General features: G+C 58.1%; 16 protein-coding genes. 11 read left to right on the forward strand and 5 right to left on the reverse strand.

The features are described from left to right. The first annotated feature begins 78 nt into the window (after positions 1-78). The gene (gene cybB, locus AFK63_RS08265; protein WP_038862822.1) at positions 79-609 is read left to right on the forward strand and encodes a cytochrome b561; all 531 of its coding nucleotides are present in this window, start codon (positions 79-81) and stop codon (positions 607-609) included. A gap of 167 nt (positions 610-776) precedes the next feature. Beyond that, positions 777-2105: an MFS transporter gene (locus AFK63_RS08270; RefSeq protein ID WP_053531562.1), complete on the forward strand. Its 1329-nt coding sequence runs from the start codon at positions 777-779 to the stop codon at positions 2103-2105. Between the two features lie 15 nt (positions 2106-2120). Here AFK63_RS08270 and AFK63_RS08275 read toward each other — a convergent pair whose 3' ends face one another. Continuing rightward, positions 2121-2480 (reverse strand): hypothetical protein, encoded by a 360-nt coding sequence (locus tag AFK63_RS08275; RefSeq protein ID WP_038862823.1) that lies wholly within the window; start codon positions 2478-2480, stop codon positions 2121-2123. Between the two features lie 311 nt (positions 2481-2791). On the opposite strand from AFK63_RS08275, the gene AFK63_RS08280 reads away from it, so the two are divergent. After that, on the forward strand, positions 2792-2977 hold the full coding sequence (locus AFK63_RS08280) for a DUF2188 domain-containing protein (protein WP_236613099.1): 186 nt from the start codon (positions 2792-2794) through the stop codon (positions 2975-2977). Between the two features lie 331 nt (positions 2978-3308). Here the strand turns inward: AFK63_RS08280 and AFK63_RS20370 are convergent, their stop codons facing one another. Next, the gene (locus tag AFK63_RS20370; protein ID WP_071603682.1) at positions 3309-3791 is read right to left on the reverse strand and encodes a DUF2778 domain-containing protein; all 483 of its coding nucleotides are present in this window, start codon (positions 3789-3791) and stop codon (positions 3309-3311) included. A gap of 356 nt (positions 3792-4147) precedes the next feature. Between AFK63_RS20370 and AFK63_RS08290 the strand changes: the two genes are divergently transcribed. From AFK63_RS08290 to AFK63_RS08305, 4 genes are all read left to right on the forward strand, one after another. Beyond that, the gene (locus AFK63_RS08290; protein WP_038862827.1) at positions 4148-4423 is read left to right on the forward strand and encodes a metal/formaldehyde-sensitive transcriptional repressor; all 276 of its coding nucleotides are present in this window, start codon (positions 4148-4150) and stop codon (positions 4421-4423) included. A 31-nt stretch (positions 4424-4454) separates the two neighbouring features. After that, the gene (locus AFK63_RS08295; RefSeq protein ID WP_038862828.1) at positions 4455-5573 is read left to right on the forward strand and encodes an S-(hydroxymethyl)glutathione dehydrogenase/class III alcohol dehydrogenase; all 1119 of its coding nucleotides are present in this window, start codon (positions 4455-4457) and stop codon (positions 5571-5573) included. 173 nt (positions 5574-5746) lie between these two features. Then, on the forward strand, positions 5747-7444 hold the full coding sequence (locus tag AFK63_RS08300) for a methyl-accepting chemotaxis protein (RefSeq protein ID WP_038862830.1): 1698 nt from the start codon (positions 5747-5749) through the stop codon (positions 7442-7444). 197 nt (positions 7445-7641) lie between these two features. Beyond that, the gene (locus tag AFK63_RS08305) at positions 7642-8142 is read left to right on the forward strand and encodes a YciE/YciF ferroxidase family protein (protein ID WP_007726297.1); all 501 of its coding nucleotides are present in this window, start codon (positions 7642-7644) and stop codon (positions 8140-8142) included. Positions 8143-8293: 151 nt separating this feature from the next. Here AFK63_RS08305 and AFK63_RS08310 read toward each other — a convergent pair whose 3' ends face one another. Continuing rightward, positions 8294-9361, reverse strand: a complete 1068-nt coding sequence (locus AFK63_RS08310; protein WP_038862833.1) for an alkene reductase — start codon at positions 9359-9361, stop codon at positions 8294-8296. A 118-nt stretch (positions 9362-9479) separates the two neighbouring features. Further along, on the reverse strand, positions 9480-10403 hold the full coding sequence (locus tag AFK63_RS08315; RefSeq protein WP_038862835.1) for a LysR substrate-binding domain-containing protein: 924 nt from the start codon (positions 10401-10403) through the stop codon (positions 9480-9482). Positions 10404-10758: 355 nt separating this feature from the next. Here AFK63_RS08315 and hglS point away from each other — a divergent pair, with 355 nt between their 5' ends. The 4 genes from hglS (at position 10759) to rimL (ending at position 16608) form a co-directional block, all read left to right on the forward strand. Next, the gene (gene hglS, locus AFK63_RS08320; protein ID WP_038862837.1) at positions 10759-12102 is read left to right on the forward strand and encodes a 2-oxoadipate dioxygenase/decarboxylase HglS; all 1344 of its coding nucleotides are present in this window, start codon (positions 10759-10761) and stop codon (positions 12100-12102) included. A gap of 44 nt (positions 12103-12146) precedes the next feature. Next, a complete protein-coding gene (locus AFK63_RS08325) occupies positions 12147-13658 on the forward strand; it encodes a carboxylesterase/lipase family protein (protein WP_038862839.1) in 1512 nt (503 codons plus the stop codon). Between the two features lie 558 nt (positions 13659-14216). After that, entirely contained in the window at positions 14217-15872 is a 1656-nt protein-coding gene (locus tag AFK63_RS08330) for a glucan biosynthesis protein D (protein WP_038862841.1), read from the forward strand. A gap of 163 nt (positions 15873-16035) precedes the next feature. After that, positions 16036-16608, forward strand: coding sequence for a 50S ribosomal protein L7/L12-serine acetyltransferase (gene rimL, locus AFK63_RS08335; RefSeq protein ID WP_038862842.1), 573 nt, complete (start codon positions 16036-16038; stop codon positions 16606-16608). On the opposite strand, the gene ydcK is transcribed toward rimL, so the two are convergent. After that, positions 16605-17585 carry a YdcK family protein gene (gene ydcK / locus AFK63_RS08340; protein WP_038862843.1) on the reverse strand — a complete coding sequence of 327 codons (981 nt, stop codon included), beginning with the start codon at positions 17583-17585 and terminating at the stop codon, positions 16605-16607. The genes rimL and ydcK overlap by 4 nt on opposite strands. Positions 17586-17724: the final 139 nt, after the last annotated feature.

Raw genomic sequence — 17724 nt, forward strand, 5'->3', positions numbered from 1 at the left:
GGGCCTGTGAAAACGAATGAATTTTTCATCTTCAGCCGTTATCCTGGTCTTTTCGTTGCGTTTAATCAGGATAGTCTTATGCGCAGTAAATACACGTCGTTGCAAATTACGCTTCACTGGCTGGTGTTTATTCTGGTGGTGGTGGCTTACGCGGCCATGGAGTTACGGGGGATGGTGCCGCGAAGCGTCGGGCGGCTGTTTATCTGGACGCACTTCAGTTGCGGCATCGCGATTCTGGTGCTGATGATCACACGCCTGCTGGTGCGGCTTAAATACCCGGCGCCGCCCATCGTGCCGAAACCGCGCGCGATGTATATCGGGCTTTCCCATCTTGTGCATCTGATTATCTACCTGATGTTTATCGGCCTGCCGCTGCTCGGCATTGTCGCCAAATATTATGGCGGCGGCGAATGGTTCGCCTTCGGCATCAGCATGCCGGTGGCTTCCGAGCCGAACGAAGATTGCGAAATGGAACTGCGCGCCATTCATGCGTTTATCGCCAATCTCAGCTACGTTGTGATTGGGCTACACGCGGCGGCGGCACTGCTGCACCACTATTTCTGGCGGGACAACACGCTGCTGCGCATGATGCCGGGCAAGCGCGGGTAACGCGCGTCGAAGTGTGATCTTGGCGACTTTTTACGCAGGGCGGCGTGGCGTAGCTCACATTTTAAACGGCGCAACGTGGGCGGTCTCGTCACGGCGGCTTATAGATCTATATCTATTATAGAAACACGCTGGCGCTGTGATTCGCAGCGCCAGCCAGGAGAGGCGTCATGACGCAGTCGGTACAACGTGAAGTGACAGGGGCAGCCGCCGTGGATGACCAGGCGCAGCTGGCGCGTAAATTACGCAAGGTGTTGCTGGCGACCGGCGTCGGGCATTTTGTCGAATGGTTTGATTTCGGGCTGTACGGCACGCTGGCTGCGATTATCGGCATGCAGTTTTTCCAGACCGGCGACCCGGCGGCGGCGCTGTTGTCGTCGTTCGCGGTGTTCGGCGCGGGGTTTGTGATGCGCCCGCTTGGCGGGCTGTATTTCGGCTCGCTCGGCGATCGCATCGGTCGCAAACGGGTGCTGGCGACGGTCATTTTGCTCACCTCTGGCGCGACCTTCATTATGGGCCTGCTGCCCACCTATCATCAGATTGGCCTGCTGGCCCCGACGCTGCTGGTGCTCACCCGCCTGGTTCAGGGCTTCGCGGCGGGGGGCGAGACCTCCGGCGCGACCACATTCCTTGCCGAATACGCGCCGGTACACCAGCGCGGCTACTTTACCTGCTGGATAGATAACTTCGGTTTTATGGCGTTTGTGGCGGGCTCCGGGCTTGTGTTTCTGCTTACCGCCGGGCTTGGCGAAACGGCGATGAACGACTGGGGCTGGCGCATTCCGTTTCTGATTGCCGGGCCGCTTGGCTGGGTGGGGCTTTATCTGCGCACGCATCTTGAGGATACGCCGGAATTCCAGGCGGCGGCGAAAGCGGGCACGACCGAGGCCGCGCCGCTGCGCAGTACGCTCAAAAGCGCCCGCGGCGCGCTGCTGTTTTGCGTCGGGTTTGTGGTGATTAAAGCGGTGGGGCACTGGATGCTGCAAACCTTTATGCCGGGCTATCTCATCACCCAGATGCGCTTTAGCAAACTCGACGCCTACGCCATTACCACCATCGGCCTGTTCGGCATCGCGGTGATGGTGCCGTTTATGGGCTGGCTCTCCGACCGCTACGGTCGTCGTCCGTTGATGCTGGCGGGGTGCGGCGGCTTTATCCTCTTTACCTACCCGGCGATGATGGTGATGGCCAACGGCGATATGCTTTCCGCCGTGCTGGCGATGCTGCTGCTGGGCGCGTTTATCGCCGCCTTTGACGGGGCCTGCAGCGCGGCGATGGCCGAACTGTTTCCGACCAGCGTGCGCTACGGCGGGCTGTCGGTCGCCTATAACCTCTCGGTCGCCTTTTTCGGCGGTATCACGCCGTGGTTCTCGGCGTTTCTCATCGCCTCGACCGGCAATCTTTTCTCGCCCGCGTTTTATGTCATGGGGGCTGCGCTGATTACGTTTATTACCGTCATGCGCGCGAAAGAAACCGCCGGGCTGCCGCTGCGGCGTTAAACGCCCGGCGGCGGTTCATTCGTGAAAATACGGGAGATCCACAGGCCAGGCGTTTCTGATGCTCTGGAGCTGGCAGTGGACAAACTGCGCCTCCCGGGCGTACCAGAAGCCAAAAGATTGCGTCATCTGGTCATAAATCATGCGATCCAGATTAGCGAACTGAAAAATCACCAGGCTGCCTCTCTTCATATGACCGCCGCCGGTTTCAAACTCGTCGTTGCCCCAGGCTTCCTGCGTGTGCTCATAGCGATGCAGGATCACCTCAATGCTGCCTCTGCCGGGGCAGCGCAGCATCAGCACGCTGTTATCAAAAGCGAAGGCATACGCGAGGCGGGGGATAAGCGCGAGTACAACCATTAACAAAAACGTTTTCATAACCATCCTGTTTTTTACAGAGTGGCCGTTATGACACGCTGTAAATATGACGGCATTGAGATATATCATGCTGTTAGTTTGGTTGAGGGTTATATATACGTCTGGTGAATGTTTTTAAGTCAGGGTGGATCTTCCTTGTCGAGACACAGGGTAAATGGGCGGCATAAATGACAGCAGAAACCCCTCAGTGCTCGATCACATTCACAATTTCGTCGCTCCGCTTTGGATGAAATTTGATCGCCATATGACGTTATGGCTCACCAAAGGAGTTCAAGCATGGATAATTATCACATCACCAAAGACGGCGATAAGTGGAAATTGCAGAAAGAAATACCAGGCCCAGTAAAACGGCAGATACCAAAGCAGAAATGATCAGGCAGATGCAGGAATTTATGTCTGATAAAACAGGGTCAGTTAAAATTCACACAACGGATGGTAAAATTCAGGAGGAGAGAACTTATCAGCGTAAAGATGATCCTGAATCTTCTAAAGGTTAACCCGACAGAGCCGCCTTACTGGCGGCTTTTTGGTTAAAAGCATTGCGCCTGTTTTTACATGTAACCTGACCACAAAAAAATGATGTGGGCTTTAAATGATCACTTCACTTGCATTTAATAAGCTGCAAAAAAAAGTAAAGCAATAGGGTGCTGGCTACCACGCCTGTACAGGTGAAAACATATAAAATGAAATCCATGACGTTTTCGTCACCATAGCATCCCATAAACTCAGCAAAGGCGTACTGAGTCTCTGCTGGTATGAAAGCATAAAAGCTTTTAATGAAGATGAAAAGGGTAACCACCCATGCAACGATAATTAATAGATATTTCATTAATAAACCTGTATTACACCATGCGCTATAAGATAATTGCCCACATACTGCCCAGAGGTTCTGAGAATAGCTTTAGCCAGTATATCAAAATCTTGCTGGCTATAAAGGGTAATGCACCCTTTACTTAGCCCGCTGGGGCCTATAGGGTGTAAACGAAACATCCCACGTTGTACGTCATTAATGAATGTGCTGTCATCGATTTTTCCATCATCACGATACAAAGCAAACCATGTACTACGATCTGAGCCGGTAAAAAATGCATTGGCTTTATCTCTTGCCTGAGCAAACGCTCCGCCTCTGCCTCGTAAAACAATATAATAACGCCCGCAGGGTAAGGGGCCGATGTCTTTTAGCATTGTTTTATCAGCGAGGTTAATAGCTGAACCACTACCTGAAAATGCTGAAAAAAATCCAACGCCAGGGCATGAAAGCGTTCCATAGTTTTTTCCATTCAGGCGAAATGTGCACCGCAGTAAATCCATTACTGTCACTCCATGTGAGTAATAAAGTTATGATTTCGTGATATATTGAGGTTTAATAAGGTGTTGCGTCGATTTATAAATTACAGGAATATGTCAGGTAATGACTGCCTGTAATCATTTTTAGAGGTCTAAAATGACGCCTTAAGGCATTTGGTTTTTGACATATTGTGCCTGGAGAAAATAAAAGCCAGGCGTTCCATTATGAATTGCGATGTTATTAAGCTAGCCAGTTAATATATTTTTATTCTTTTGCCACTATTGTTTTACATTAACATTTATGCAGCTAAATTTGCTGTTTACAGATGACTCCATGCTCCTATACTATACCCCCCTATAGTATCAATGAGGCCACAACCATGCCGCATTCTCCTGAGGATAAAAAACGCATTCTGACGCGCGTGCGCCGCATTCGCGGTCAGGCGGAGGCGCTGGAGCGCGCGCTTGAGGCGGGCGAGCCCTGTATCGCCATTTTGCAGCAAATCGCCGCGGTGCGCGGCGCCGCCAACGGCCTGATGGGCGAGATGGTGGAAATCCACTTAAAAGATGAGCTGGTCAGCGGCGATACCACGCCCGAACAGCGCGCGCAGCGGATGGCGGAAATCGGCCAGCTTCTGCGTGCTTATCTAAAATAACTATGACGACTCACTACAACGGAAGGACATTATGAAATCACGTGCAGCAGTCGCATTTGGTCCCGGCAAGCCGCTGGAGATCGTAGAAATTGACGTCGCGCCGCCGAAAAAGGGTGAAGTGCTGGTCAAAATCACCCATACCGGCGTCTGCCATACCGATGCGTTCACGCTCTCCGGCGACGATCCGGAAGGCGTGTTTCCGGCGGTGCTCGGTCATGAAGGCGGCGGCGTGGTCGTGGAAGTGGGCGAGGGCGTCACCAGCCTGAAGCCGGGCGACCATGTGATCCCGCTGTATACCGCCGAATGCGGCGAGTGTAAGTTCTGTAAATCGGGCAAAACCAACCTCTGCCAGGCGGTGCGCGCCACCCAGGGCAAAGGCCTGATGCCGGACGGCACCACCCGTTTCTCTTATAACGGCGAGCCGGTTTATCACTACATGGGGACCAGCACCTTCTCTGAATACACCGTGGTCGCCGAGATTTCGCTGGCGAAAGTGAACCCGCAGGCGCCGCTTGATAAAGTTTGCCTGCTGGGATGCGGCGTCACCACCGGCATCGGTGCGGTGCATAACACCGCGAAGGTGAAAGAGGGCGATACGGTTGCCGTGTTCGGTCTCGGCGGTATTGGTCTTGCGGTTATTCAGGGTGCCGTTCAGGCGAAAGCCGGTCGCATTCTCGCGGTCGACACCAACCCGGAGAAATTTAAGCTGGCGGGCGAAATGGGCGCCACGGATTTCGTTAACCCGAACGATTACGATAAGCCCATTCAGGACGTTATCGTCGAGATGACCGATGGCGGCGTCGACTTCAGCTTCGAGTGCATCGGCAACGTCAACGTGATGCGCGCAGCCCTGGAATGCTGCCATAAAGGCTGGGGTGAAAGCGTTATCATCGGCGTCGCGGGCGCGGGCCAGGAAATTAAAACCCGTCCGTTCCAGCTGGTGACAGGCCGCGTGTGGCGCGGGTCAGCGTTCGGCGGCGTGAAAGGGCGCACCCAGTTGCCGGGCATGGTGGAAGATGCGATGGCGGGCAAAATTCGCCTCGATCCGTTCATCACGCACCGCCTGCCGCTTGAGCAGATCAACGAAGCGTTTGACCTGATGCATGAAGGTAAATCGATTCGTACCGTCATCCATTTCGGCGATAAATAACCTTATCCGCCAGCGGGTTAGCTACCGCTGGCGTTTTCACTTTCCCGCCCTTTAGCCCCTCTTTTCGAATCTGTGAGCCAGGTATCGCTTTTCAGGGTAAGCGTTTACGAAAAAATGCCGATGTCTTAAAGGCAAGACTATTTTTGCATCTTACCCAAAGGGAAATCGTGGCCATGAATAAAACAACAACCCGTGATTCCGGGGCGCTAAGCTTCTGGCATCACATTCGGCTTGTCCCGCTGTTCTCTGTCATTCTGGGAGGGATTCTGGTGTTGTTCGCCCTGTGCGGCGGGCTGGCAGGATACTTCCTTATGCAAGGCGACAGCGCGCTTAATAACGTAACGCAGGAAATTCAAATCCGCAGTGGGCTTGCGGATAGCGCTAACCAGCTTCGTACGGCGCGAATCAATATGATCCACGCGGGCGCTGCCAGCCGTGTGGCGGAGATGGACGCGATGAAGCGCAACATCGCGGACGCCGAAAAAGCGATAGCCCAGGCAGACCAGGGCTATAAGCAGTATGTGAACCGCGAGTCGCACGGCGCGTCGGAAGAGGCGCTCGACAGCGAGCTGAAAGCCCGTTACGACGCCTACGTGAGCGGCCTCGCGCCGATGCTTAAATATGCCAAAAACGGCATGTTCGAAGCGATTATCGAGCATGAAAATGAAACGGCCCGCAAGCTTGACGATGACTACAACCAGGTGCTGTCGAAAGCGCTGGCGAGCCGCACCGATCGCGTCGAGCAACTGCGAAGCGACGCCAGTAGCCGCACCCACGTCAGCCTGATGGTGATGGTCGCCGCGTTTGCCGTGGCGCTGGTCATGACGCTCCTCACCTTCGTGGTGCTGCGCCGCGTGGTGATAGTCCCGCTGCAACATGCCGCGACGCGCATTGAAACCATCGCCAGCGGCGATCTGACGCTGCCGGAAGAGGCGACAGGGCGCAGTGAAATCGGCCGCCTGAGCCAGCATCTGCAAATGATGCAGCACTCGCTTGTGAAAACCGTCAGCGCGGTGCGCGAAGGCGCGCAGGCCATTTATCAGGGCACCAGCGAAATCTCCGCGGGCAATACCGATCTCTCCTCTCGCACCGAGCAACAGGCCGCTGCGCTGGAGCAGACCGCCGCGAGCATGGAGCAGTTAACCGCCACCGTGAAACAGAACGCCGACAACGCCCACCATGCCAGCAAACTGGCGCAGGACGCCTCCGGCAAAGCCACCACCGGCGGGCAGATTGTCTCCGGCGTGGTCACGACAATGGGCAACATCTCCAGCAGTTCGAAGAAAATTTCTGAAATCACCGCCGTGATTAACAGTATCGCTTTCCAGACGAATATCCTGGCGCTCAACGCCGCGGTGGAAGCCGCGCGCGCCGGTGAGCAGGGCCGCGGCTTCGCGGTGGTCGCAAGCGAAGTGCGCACGCTCGCCAGCCGCAGCGCCCAGGCGGCGAAAGAGATTGAGGGGCTTATCAGCGAATCGGTGGCGCTTATCGATCGCGGCTCCAGCGAAGTGGTTAACGCTGGCGATACCATGAAAGGTATCGTCGAGGCGGTGAAACGCCTGACCGACATTATGCTGGAGATCGCTGCCGCCTCTGACGAACAGCGTCAGGGCATTGAGCAGGTGGCGCAGGCTATCGCCGAAATGGACAACGTGACGCAGCAGAACGCCTCGCTGGTGGAAGAGGCCTCAGCGGCGGCGGTATCGCTTGAAGAGCAGGCCGGACGTCTGACCCAGGCGGTCGGCACTTTCCGCTTAAGCGGCGCGGCGCCTGCCCGTAAAAACGAACCGCAATCCCCGGCGGCGCAGCCGCTGGCGCCCGTCGTTCCGCGCGCGGCGCTCGCGAAAAGCGAACACTGGGAAACCTTCTGATCCATCAAGGGCAGCGCAGCCTGCCCATCGCTCTACTCTTAGCCTGACCTTTGGCCGCTCCCGTGAGCGGCTTTTTTTTGGCGCATCGTTTTCGGAATATGCTGTATCACTTTTCGCGTTTGCCGCCTGGCTTATTTTTCCATTCCTTGTCCATGCTTAAAGGGCTTTACTTTTCACAACCCTAATGGAGGCAAGAGATGCAGATCAAAACCGCTCAGGATCTTTTTGTACATTTACTTTCAGACACCTATAGCGCAGAGAAACAGCTGACCCGCGCTCTGCCGAAGCTGGCGCGCGCCTCTTCTGATGAAAAGCTGGCCGCGGCATTCCGCGCTCACCTTGAGGAAACCCGGGGCCAGATTGAGCGTATCGACCAGGTGGTTGAAAGCGTGCCTGAGCTTAAACTGCGCCGCATCAAATGCGTGGCGATGGAAGGGCTGATTGAAGAAGGCCAGGAAGTGATTGACGAGATTGAACAGGGCCCGGTACGCGATGCAGGTCTTATCGCCGCCGCGCAGAAAGTGGAGCACTATGAAATCGCCGCCTACGGCACGCTCTGCACCCTGGCGGAACAGTTAGGCTATAAAGACGCGAAAAAACTGCTGGCGGCGACGCTTGAGGAGGAGAAATCCACCGACGGCAAGCTGACCACTATCGCCGAAACCGCCATCAACGCGAAAGCGTCCAAAGCGGCGTAATCCCGATCGTCCTGTGCTTTCATGACCGCATGAAAGCAGAGCACACGCGCAACCCCCGGCTCGCCGGGGGTTTTTTATGCCTGGCGTTTATGCCCGCATCTGAAAAGCAAAAGGAAAGGGCGCCGCAGCGCCCTCATGTTGTTGCCCGCCTTTACGCGGTTTCGTCGCCCAGGAACGGGTAGTCGGTGTAGCCGGTCGCGCCTTCGGCGTAGATGGTCGCGTCGTTAAGCGGGTTATATGGCCCGTCCTGGCGAAAACGCGCCACTAAGTCCGGGTTGGCAATGTAGAGTTTGCCGAACGCGGCTGCGTCCGCTTCGCCGCTGGCAATCACCGCCTCGGCGCTCTCTTTGGTCAGCCCCTCGTTGGCAATCCATGCGCCGCTGAATTTATGACGAATTTGCGGGCCGACGCGGTTCGGCGTGTCCAGCGCCTCGCGCGAGAAGACAAACGCCAGACGGCGTGCGTTCAGTTGTTCCAGCACGTAGCCAAACATCGCCACCGGATCGGAGTCGTGCATTGAATAGGAGTTGGACATTAAATTCAGGTGCACCCCGACGCGGTCGGCAGGCCACTCGGTCAGCAGCGCATCCACGGTTTCCAGCAGAAAACGGGCGCGGTTTTCAATGCTGCCGCCGTATTGATCGGTGCGCTGGTTGGAGCCGTCATGCAGGAACTGATCGAACAGATAGCCGTTCGCCGCGTGAATTTCCACCGCGTCGAAGCCCGCGCGCTTGGCGTTGATCGCCGCCCGGCGGAAATCTTCCACAATGCCTGGGATCTCATGGGTTTCCAGCGCGCGCGGCGTTTCGTAAGGGCGCTTCGGGCGCACGGTGGTAACGTGGCCTTCCGGCGCGATAGCGCTCGGCGCGACCGGCTTTTCGCCGTTGAGAAACACCGGGTCGGAAACGCGGCCTACGTGCCAGAGCTGCAATACCATTTTGCCGCCCGCCTGATGCACCGCATCGACGATTTCCCGCCACGCGCCAACCTGATTCTCTGACCAGATCCCCGGCGTGTTCGGGTAACCGACGCCCTGCGGCGTGACCGAGGTCGCTTCAGTGAAGATAAGCCCTGCGCTGGCGCGCTGGGTGTAGTACGTCTTGACGATTTCCCCCGGCGTGCGATCGTTCACCGCGCGCATGCGCGTCAGCGGCGCCATCACGACGCGATTTTTTAACTCCAGCGCGCCAATGTTTACCGGTTCTAACAGCGTTGACATAACAGAACTCCCGTCAGGATAAAGGCGTATCTGTCATTTAAACGATATCACGCGCCGGATGGCAAGCCTTCGGGCTTATTACTTTTCACGCTAATCAATGCTTTTGCGCGCCGGCGGCTCAGTTCAGCATCGATTTACGGATGGATGACAGCAGCGCCCGCGCGCCCTGCGAGAGCGGTGCGTCAACGCGCGTCAGAATGCCAATCGGCTCGCCGGGGCCCGGTATGGCTATCGGCAGCGCCGTCAGCGTGCCCTGACGTAAATCCTCTTTTACCGCGCCCGACGGCACAAACCAGACGTAGTTGTAATCGACAGTCAACTGGCGCGACAGCGAGGCCGAGAGGGTTTCGATACAGGTGGAAGGCAGCTCGCAGCCCTGGCTTGCCAGCAGCGTTTCGGCGTTGTCGCGCGGCACGGTGCCTTTGGGCGAAACCACCACCGGCCACTCCATCACGCGGCTTAGCGTCACGGTGTCCTGCAACAGCGGATGGCCGGGGCGCACCACCAGCTTCAGGGATTCCATAAACAGCAGTTCATAATTAAGCCCGGTCATCAGTTCCGGATCGGACATTCTGCCCACGCCGAGATCCAGTTCGCCCGATTTCAGGCCCGCCAGCAGCATGGTGTTATTCATGATAGCCACCTGCAGCGTGATATCGCTCTGTTGTTTATGGAACGGGCCTATCACCGCGGGCAGTACACCAAGCGCGGCCGTAGGCAGCGCGCCGATGCGCACCACGTCGCAGCCTTCCTCCGGCTTGCGGTTCAGCGCCTGGCCGGCGTGGTTGAGCGCGTCGAGCACTTTCAGCGCATGGGTGAGAAACTGCTCGCCGAGGAGGGTGAGCTGCGCGCCGAGGCGTCCGCGCTCGAACAAACGCGCGCCGGTCAGTTGCTCCAGCTCGTTGAGCGTTTTAGACAGCGCAGGCTGGCTGAGATTAAGGGTTTCCGCCGCGCGCCCGAGGGTTCCCTGCTGAGCGACGGCCACGAAAGTATGCAAATGGCGCAAGCGAATGCGCTGGGAGAACAAACCATTTTTTTCCATATCTGATGTTAAAAACAGAGCGGGAGTGGTGACAAGATAACTTGTTTAATTTTGATAACTTGCTAGCAAAATAATATTAACAAAACAGATAAATTTTCAACATCATCCTCCGCCGCGCAGAAGAGTTATCCATAATGCAGGAGCGTTCGTGGTTCCGGGTGTGACCGGATGTAAGCCAGACGGCGCGCGGTGGCAGGTAGAGCTGCGCCGTTCTCTGTTGTTTTCACGCGCGTTTTGCCTTGCGTGCGGCGTCCGCCCCCTTGTTACGTTTTGGATCACAAATTGTAAATTCTTCACCGCTGAAACTGCCGCCGTTCTCTACAATCTCAGCAATATTCACTGGAGGCGCGACACCATGGCGAACAGCATCACGGCAGATGAGATTCGGGAACATTTTTCGCAGGCCATGTCGGCCATGTATCAGGATGAGGTGCCGCAATACGGCACATTGCTGGAACTGGTGGCCGACGTTAACCTGGCGGTACTGGAAAGCCACCCGCAGCTGCATGAACAGCTCGCCAACGCCGATGAACTGGCGCGGCTTAACGTCGAGCGTCACGGGGCCATTCGCGTCGGCACCGCTGAAGAGCTGGCGACGCTGAGGCGCATTTTCGCCATCATGGGCATGCACCCGGTCGGCTATTACGATCTTTCACAGGCGGGGGTGCCGGTGCACTCGACGGCGTTTCGTCCGGTGGATGACGTCTCGCTTGCGCGCAATCCGTTTCGCATTTTTACCTCGCTGCTGCGCCTGGAGCTGATTGACGACGAAAAGCTGCGCAGGCGCGCCGCCGCCGTGCTTGCCCGGCGCGATATTTTTACTCACCGCTGCTATGAGCTGCTGAATCTCTACGACGAGCAGGGCGGGTTCGACGCCGCGCAGGCGGAAGCGTTTGTGCGCGAGGCGCTGGAGACCTTCCGCTGGCACAGCCACGCGACGGTGGACGCGGCCACTTATCAGGCGCTGCATGACGAGCACCGGCTGATTGCCGACGTGGTGTGCTTTCGCGGCTGCCATATCAACCACCTGACGCCACGCACGCTGGATATCGACCGGGTACAGGCGCTGATGCCGGAATATGGCATTGAGCCGAAAGCGGTCATTGAAGGGCCGCCGCGCCGGGAATTTCCTATCCTGCTGCGCCAGACCAGCTTTAAAGCGCTGGAAGAGCCGATTCGCTTCGGCGGCGACAGCCCCGGCACGCATACTGCGCGCTTTGGCGAAATTGAACAGCGCGGCATGGCGCTGACGCCCAAAGGCCGCGCGCTTTACGACGAACTTCTGGCTTCGGCGGGCAGCGGCAAAGATAACCTGACCCACCAGCTGAAACTACAGGAAGCCTTCAGCCGTTTTCCTGACAGCGATACGCTGCTGCGCCGTCAGGGACTGGCCTATTTCCGCTACCGCCTGACGCCGGTCGGCGAAACGCACCGTCACGCCATCCGGCCGGGCGACGATCCGCAGCCGCTCATTGAACGTGGCTGGCTGGTGGCGCAGCCGATTATTTATGAGGATTTTCTGCCGGTCAGCGCGGCGGGGATTTTTCAGTCCAATCTTGGCGAAGACGCGCGGGCGCGCCGCCACGGCAACGCCAGCCGCGATACGTTCGAAGCGGCGCTCGGCTCCCCGGTGCTGGATGAGTTTACGCTCTATCAGGAGGCGGAAGATCGTAGCAAACGACGTTGCGGTCTGCTCTGAACCGGCTACGCTCCAGGGATTGCCATTAAAAAAAGGAAGCCGTAATGCGCAACCCGGAACAGCCGATCGTCATGACCACCTACGGCCAGGTGCGCGGCGTGACAGAACAGGATATCGACGTCTGGCGGGGCATTCCGTATGCCGCGCCGCCGGTGGGGGAGCGTCGCTGGCGCGCGCCGCAGCCGCCGCAGCCCTGGCGCGAGACGCGCGACGCCACCGCCTTTTCCGCCGCCAGCTGGCAGAACGCGCAGTTTTGCCGTGAACTTGCCGGCGGCGACCCGGGCGGGTTCAGCGAAGATTGCCTTTATCTCAACGTCTGGTCGCCGGCCGCGCGCGATAAACCGCTACCCGTTATGGTCTGGCTGCACGGCGGCGGGTTTACGCTTGGCGCGGGCAGTCTGCCGCCTTACGACGGTCGCGCGCTGGCGCGCCGCGGCGTAATACTGGTGACGGTTAACTACCGCCTCGGCCATCTCGGCTTCTTCGCCCATCCGGCCCTTGAGGGCGAAGAGGAGGCCGGGCCGGTGCATAATTTCGCGCTGCTCGATCACATCGCCGCGCTGCGCTGGGTGCAGGACAACATCGCGGCTTTTGGCGGTGACCGTGACAACGTCACTCTGTTTGGCGAATCCGCTGGCGCGCGCAGCGTACTGTCGCTGATGGCCTCGCCGCTGGCGAAGGGGCTGTTTCACAAAGCGATTATCCAGAGCGGCTATACGCTGCCGGATATCCCGCGCCGTAAAGCGCTGGCGAACGGCGCGGCGCTGACCCGGCATCTCGGCCTGGAAAACCCCACGGCGGCGCAACTGCGCGCGCTGCCCGCGGAAACCTTCTGGCAACTCACCGCGCCGCATGTCATCGGCCCCGCGCCAGTCGCGGGCGATATCGTGCTGCCGGAGCCGATGCTGGAAACCTTTTTCGCCGCGCGCCAGCACCCGATGCCGGTGATGGTCGGCAGCAACAGCGACGAAGCCAGCGTGCTCGCTTACTTTGGTGTCAATCTCGAAGAGCAGATCCGCAAGCTGCGTCGCGAGCGGCGCTTCGGGCTTGGGCTTATCCGGTTGCTGTACCCAGGCGTGCGCGGCGACCGCGAGCTGGGGCGACAGGTCTGCCGCGATATGGCGTTTACCACGCTCGGTTTTGTGGTGATGCAGGCGCAGAGCCGTCGCGGCGTGCCGTGCTGGCGCTACTGGTTTGACTATGTGGCCGAGGCCGAACGGGAGACTTACACTCACGGCGCCTGGCACGGCAATGAAGTGCCTTACGTGTTTGATAACCTTACGCTTGCCGAACCGGTGAAAACGTACGCGACACAGGCGGATCGGGATTTCGCAGGCCAGGTAGCGGATTACTGGGTGCGCTTTGCCACCGAGGCGACGGCTCAAAGCCAGGCGCTCGACGGCCCGGTGCGCTGGCTCGCCTGCGTGCGTGGTCGCGATCGCCTGTTGCGTATCGGCATCAATAAAAAAGCGGGGTGGCGGCTTGAAAACCGCTTTATGCGCGCGCGGCTGGCGCTGTTTAAGCGTGTGATGCGCTATCACGTCACGCTGGATTAGCGCGCAAAAAACAAAACCCCGCGCCGTGGCGTGGGGTTATACGCGGTGTTTCCCGAAAGAGAACCCGGCGAAGCCGGGCCACCGTGAGCTATCATCATTAAATTATGGTGTTGACCGATGTGTTTGTATCGTGCGTCTGTCGGCCCCTCCCACAGGGAGGAATATAGGCATATACAGGGGCCTGAACGGCGCAGCGCCGCCAGTCTCTGCGTGCGAGAAACTATCCTGTCCCGGTGCGGCTGGCAATATCGTCAGCCATAGTTTTTTGTGATGGCTCTCGCTAATCTTTGCGAAACCCGCCGTGGCGTGCCTTGTAATGGCCGCACGCGAAGTAACCTGTTGATTCCAGTCGTCCCCGCGCCGCTGCCGTTGACATAAATTTACCCATCTTTATGCATCTATTAATCTGAAATATAAGGGATTATTTAATTTTCCTGCCGCCTGTTGGCTTCACTCTGAATTTTGTCTAGAGTGGGCGGTCATATTGCTTGTAACATTTGCCGCCGCCAGGCTCTGGCCTTGCGAAATACTTCGACAAAAAAGGACGGTTTCTCAGGCATGAACCGCAGACGTTTTATCAAGGCCTCGTTGGCCCTCGCCGCGGCATGCGGCACTCCAGGTCTCGCCACGCTCTTCTCCCGCAACGCCTGGGCGCAGGAGTCCGATATTGCGGACGGCCAGATGCGCGCCTTCGATTTCAGCGTGTTACAGTCAATGGCCGCCGATCTCGCGGAAAAACCGTGGGGCGGCGCGCCGCGTCCGTTGCCCGATACGCTCGCAACCCTGACGCCGCAGGCGTACAACAGCATTCAGTATGACGCCGGGCATTCGCTGTGGAATAACATTGATGGCCGCCAGCTCGACGTGCAGTTTTTCCACGTCGGCATGGGCTTTCGCCGCCGCGTGCGGATGTTCTCGCTGGATCCCGCCACCCGCCAGGCGCGCGAGGTGCATTTCCGCCCTGAACTCTTTAACTACCACGACGCGGGCGTCGATACCCGCCAGCTGGAAGGGCAGACTGACCTCGGCTTCGCCGGTTTCCGCGCGTTCAAAGCGCCAGAGCTGGCGCGCCGCGACATCGTCTCGTTCCTCGGCGCGAGCTACTTCCGCGCGGTAGACAGCACCTATCAGTACGGTCTCTCCGCGCGCGGGCTGGCGGTAGATACCTTCACCGACACGCCGGAAGAGTTCCCGGATTTCACGGCCTTCTGGTTTGAAACCCCGAAAGCGCAGGACACCACGTTTGTTGCTTACGCGCTGCTCGACAGCCCGAGCGTTACGGGCGCCTATAAATTCATCATCCATTGCGAGTCGAGCCAGGTTGTCATGGAAGTGGAAAACTTCCTGTTCGCGCGCAAAGACATTAAGCAGCTCGGCATCGCGCCGATGACCAGTATGTTCAGCTGCGGCAATAACGAACGCCGCATGTGCGACACCATTCATCCGCAGATCCACGATTCCGATCGCCTCGCCATGTGGCGCGGCAATGGCGAGTGGGTGTGCCGCCCGCTCAACAATCCGCAGCGCCTGCAGTTCAACGCGTTTATGGATGAAAACCCGAAAGGCTTCGGGCTGTTGCAGACCGACCATAAATTCGAAAGTTACCAGGATGTGATGGGCTGGTATAACAAGCGGCCGAGCCTGTGGGTTGAGCCGCGTAACCGCTGGGGCAAGGGCACCGTCGCGCTGATGGAGATCCCGACCACCGGCGAAACGCTGGATAACATCGTCTGCTTCTGGCAACCAGAAAAGCCGATCCGCGCCGGAGATAAGCTGAACTTCCAGTATCGCCTCTACTGGAGCGCCGACGCGCCGGTACGCACGCCGCTGGCGCGCGTTTACGCTACCCGTACCGGCATGGGCAGCTTCCCGGAAGGCTGGGCGCCGGGCGAGCATTTCCCGACGCAGTGGTCGCGCCGTATTGCGGTGGATTTTGTCGGTGGCGATCTGAAAGACGCCGCGCCGCGCGGTATCGAGCCGGTCATCACGCTCTCCAGCGGCGAGGCGAAACAGGTCGAGATCCTGTATGTGGAGCCGTTCGACGGTTATCGCATTCTGTTTGACTGGTATCCAACGTCTGACTCCGTCGACCCGGTCGAGATGCGCATGTTCCTGCGCTGTCAGGGCGAGGCCATCAGCGAAACCTGGCTGTGGCAATATTTCCCGCCCGCGCCGGATAAGCGCAAATATGTCGACGACCGGCAGATGCGCTAAAAAATGCCTGCAAGCCCCGTTTCGACGGGGCTTTTTTATGGGCGTCAGGCGCAGAAGGCGACAGGCACGCTGCGGGTTCAGCACACCCCTGCCGATTCCGGCAGTGTTTTTGCGGCTTCCGCTGTGGTAACTGTAGAACCTTTCCGGCAAAAAGGAGCCTCACTTGCAAAACGCCACCGACACCTGGCAGGATGACATTCTTATCGTCAATGACCGCATTCAACTGCATTCCGTTCATGAACGGTTTGCCGGGCCGCTCTTTGATCTGGTACAGCGCAATAAAGCGTGGCTGCAGAAGGCGATGTACTGGCCGCAGTATGTTAATAAAATTGAAGATACGCTTCAGACCATTCAGGGTAACTATCTGTTGCACCATCGCGGCTACGCAAAAATGTTTATGATTTTGCTTGATGGCGAGCTGGCGGGCGTCGTGTCATTTAACCAGATTGAGCCGACCAATAAAGCCGGTTCTATCGGCTACTGGCTCGACGAGCAGCATCAGGGCCAGGGAATTATCTCCGGCGCGCTGCAAACGATGATGGCGCACTATGCGCAAACCGGCGAAGTCCGGCGGTTTGTGATTAAGTGCATTGTCACCAACGAGGCGAGCAACCGCGTGGCGCAGCGCAACGGTTTTACGCTGGAAGGCCGCTTAAAAGAGGCGGAATATCTCAACGGCGCGTTCCATGACCAGCATATCTACGGGCGCATCATCGATGCCGATACACGCCCTTAGGCAAGACCTGGAAGGGGCGTGCGCAGAATGCGTTCGTCCCCGCTCAGCGTTTTAAAACCATTCAGCCGGATAATATCGCCCGGCGGCGCGGCGATCGTCACGTCATCAAGGATGGTCACGCGATCTTCAATCATCACCTCGCCGCTAATCTGCGCCCGCCCGGCGATCGACACATGATTGTCGAGCCGTACCGGCCCGCCGGTTATCCTGGCATGGCCCTCGACGCGCACGTGATGCCCCAGCAGGCATTCGCCTTCGATAAGCGCGTTGCCCGCCACCTCAGAGCTGTAGCGCACCGTCGGCGAGGCATTCTCCGTAAGGCCCGCCACCAGTCGGGCGTTGCCGTAAATTTTCGCACAGTCGCACACCCAGACGTCATTCTCGTCGTTGCCTTCCAGGATGGCGTTTTCAAACACTTCGGCGCGATGTTCGATAAACGCGTGCGTCACCAGCGCGTGGCCGTAGATTTGCGCCTGATGCACTACGCGGGAGGCGCTGACCGTGGCGTGGCCGTAAATATGCAGCGCGTTATCGCCGTCAGCGGTTAACCCTTTCGCGCCCACCACCAGGCTGTTTTGCATCACCCGCGCCTCGCCGAAAATATGGCAGTCGCCGCGCACGACCGAGCGCTGAACCATCGCGCGGCCGCTCACGTGCGCGCCGTCGCTAATCTCTGCGCCGTCAATCCAGGCATCGTCGTTAATCACCGCGTTATGATGAATGACGCACGGCTGACTGACGCGCGCGTTGCCGCGGATTTTCGCCCCGGCGAACACGGCGCTGTTGTGATCGTAAACCCAGCACGCGCCCTGCTGGCTGAGGTTTTCTGCGGATTCCACCCAGCCGCCCGCCGTTCCGGCGCTCACATCAGCGAAATCGCGCAGCGCGATAAGCTGGCGCAGCGTCACGCTGCAGGGTTCGCCGTTGCGCGTATAGCGATACACCCGCGTGGCCTCACTCAGCTGGTATTTATTCATCATGGCTTCCTGTCGGGGGCGATAAATTAACCGTAGCAAATTTTAGCGCGCCGGGAAGGCGATAGCGTTCAGCGCGGAAGTTTTATAAAATGCATTCAGAATATATCTTTGCCGTCTCGCCGACAGGCCGCACGGGTTA

Origin of the sequence: Cronobacter muytjensii ATCC 51329, assembly GCF_001277195.1 — a bacterium.
Taxonomy (GTDB): Bacteria; Pseudomonadota; Gammaproteobacteria; order Enterobacterales; family Enterobacteriaceae; genus Cronobacter; species Cronobacter muytjensii.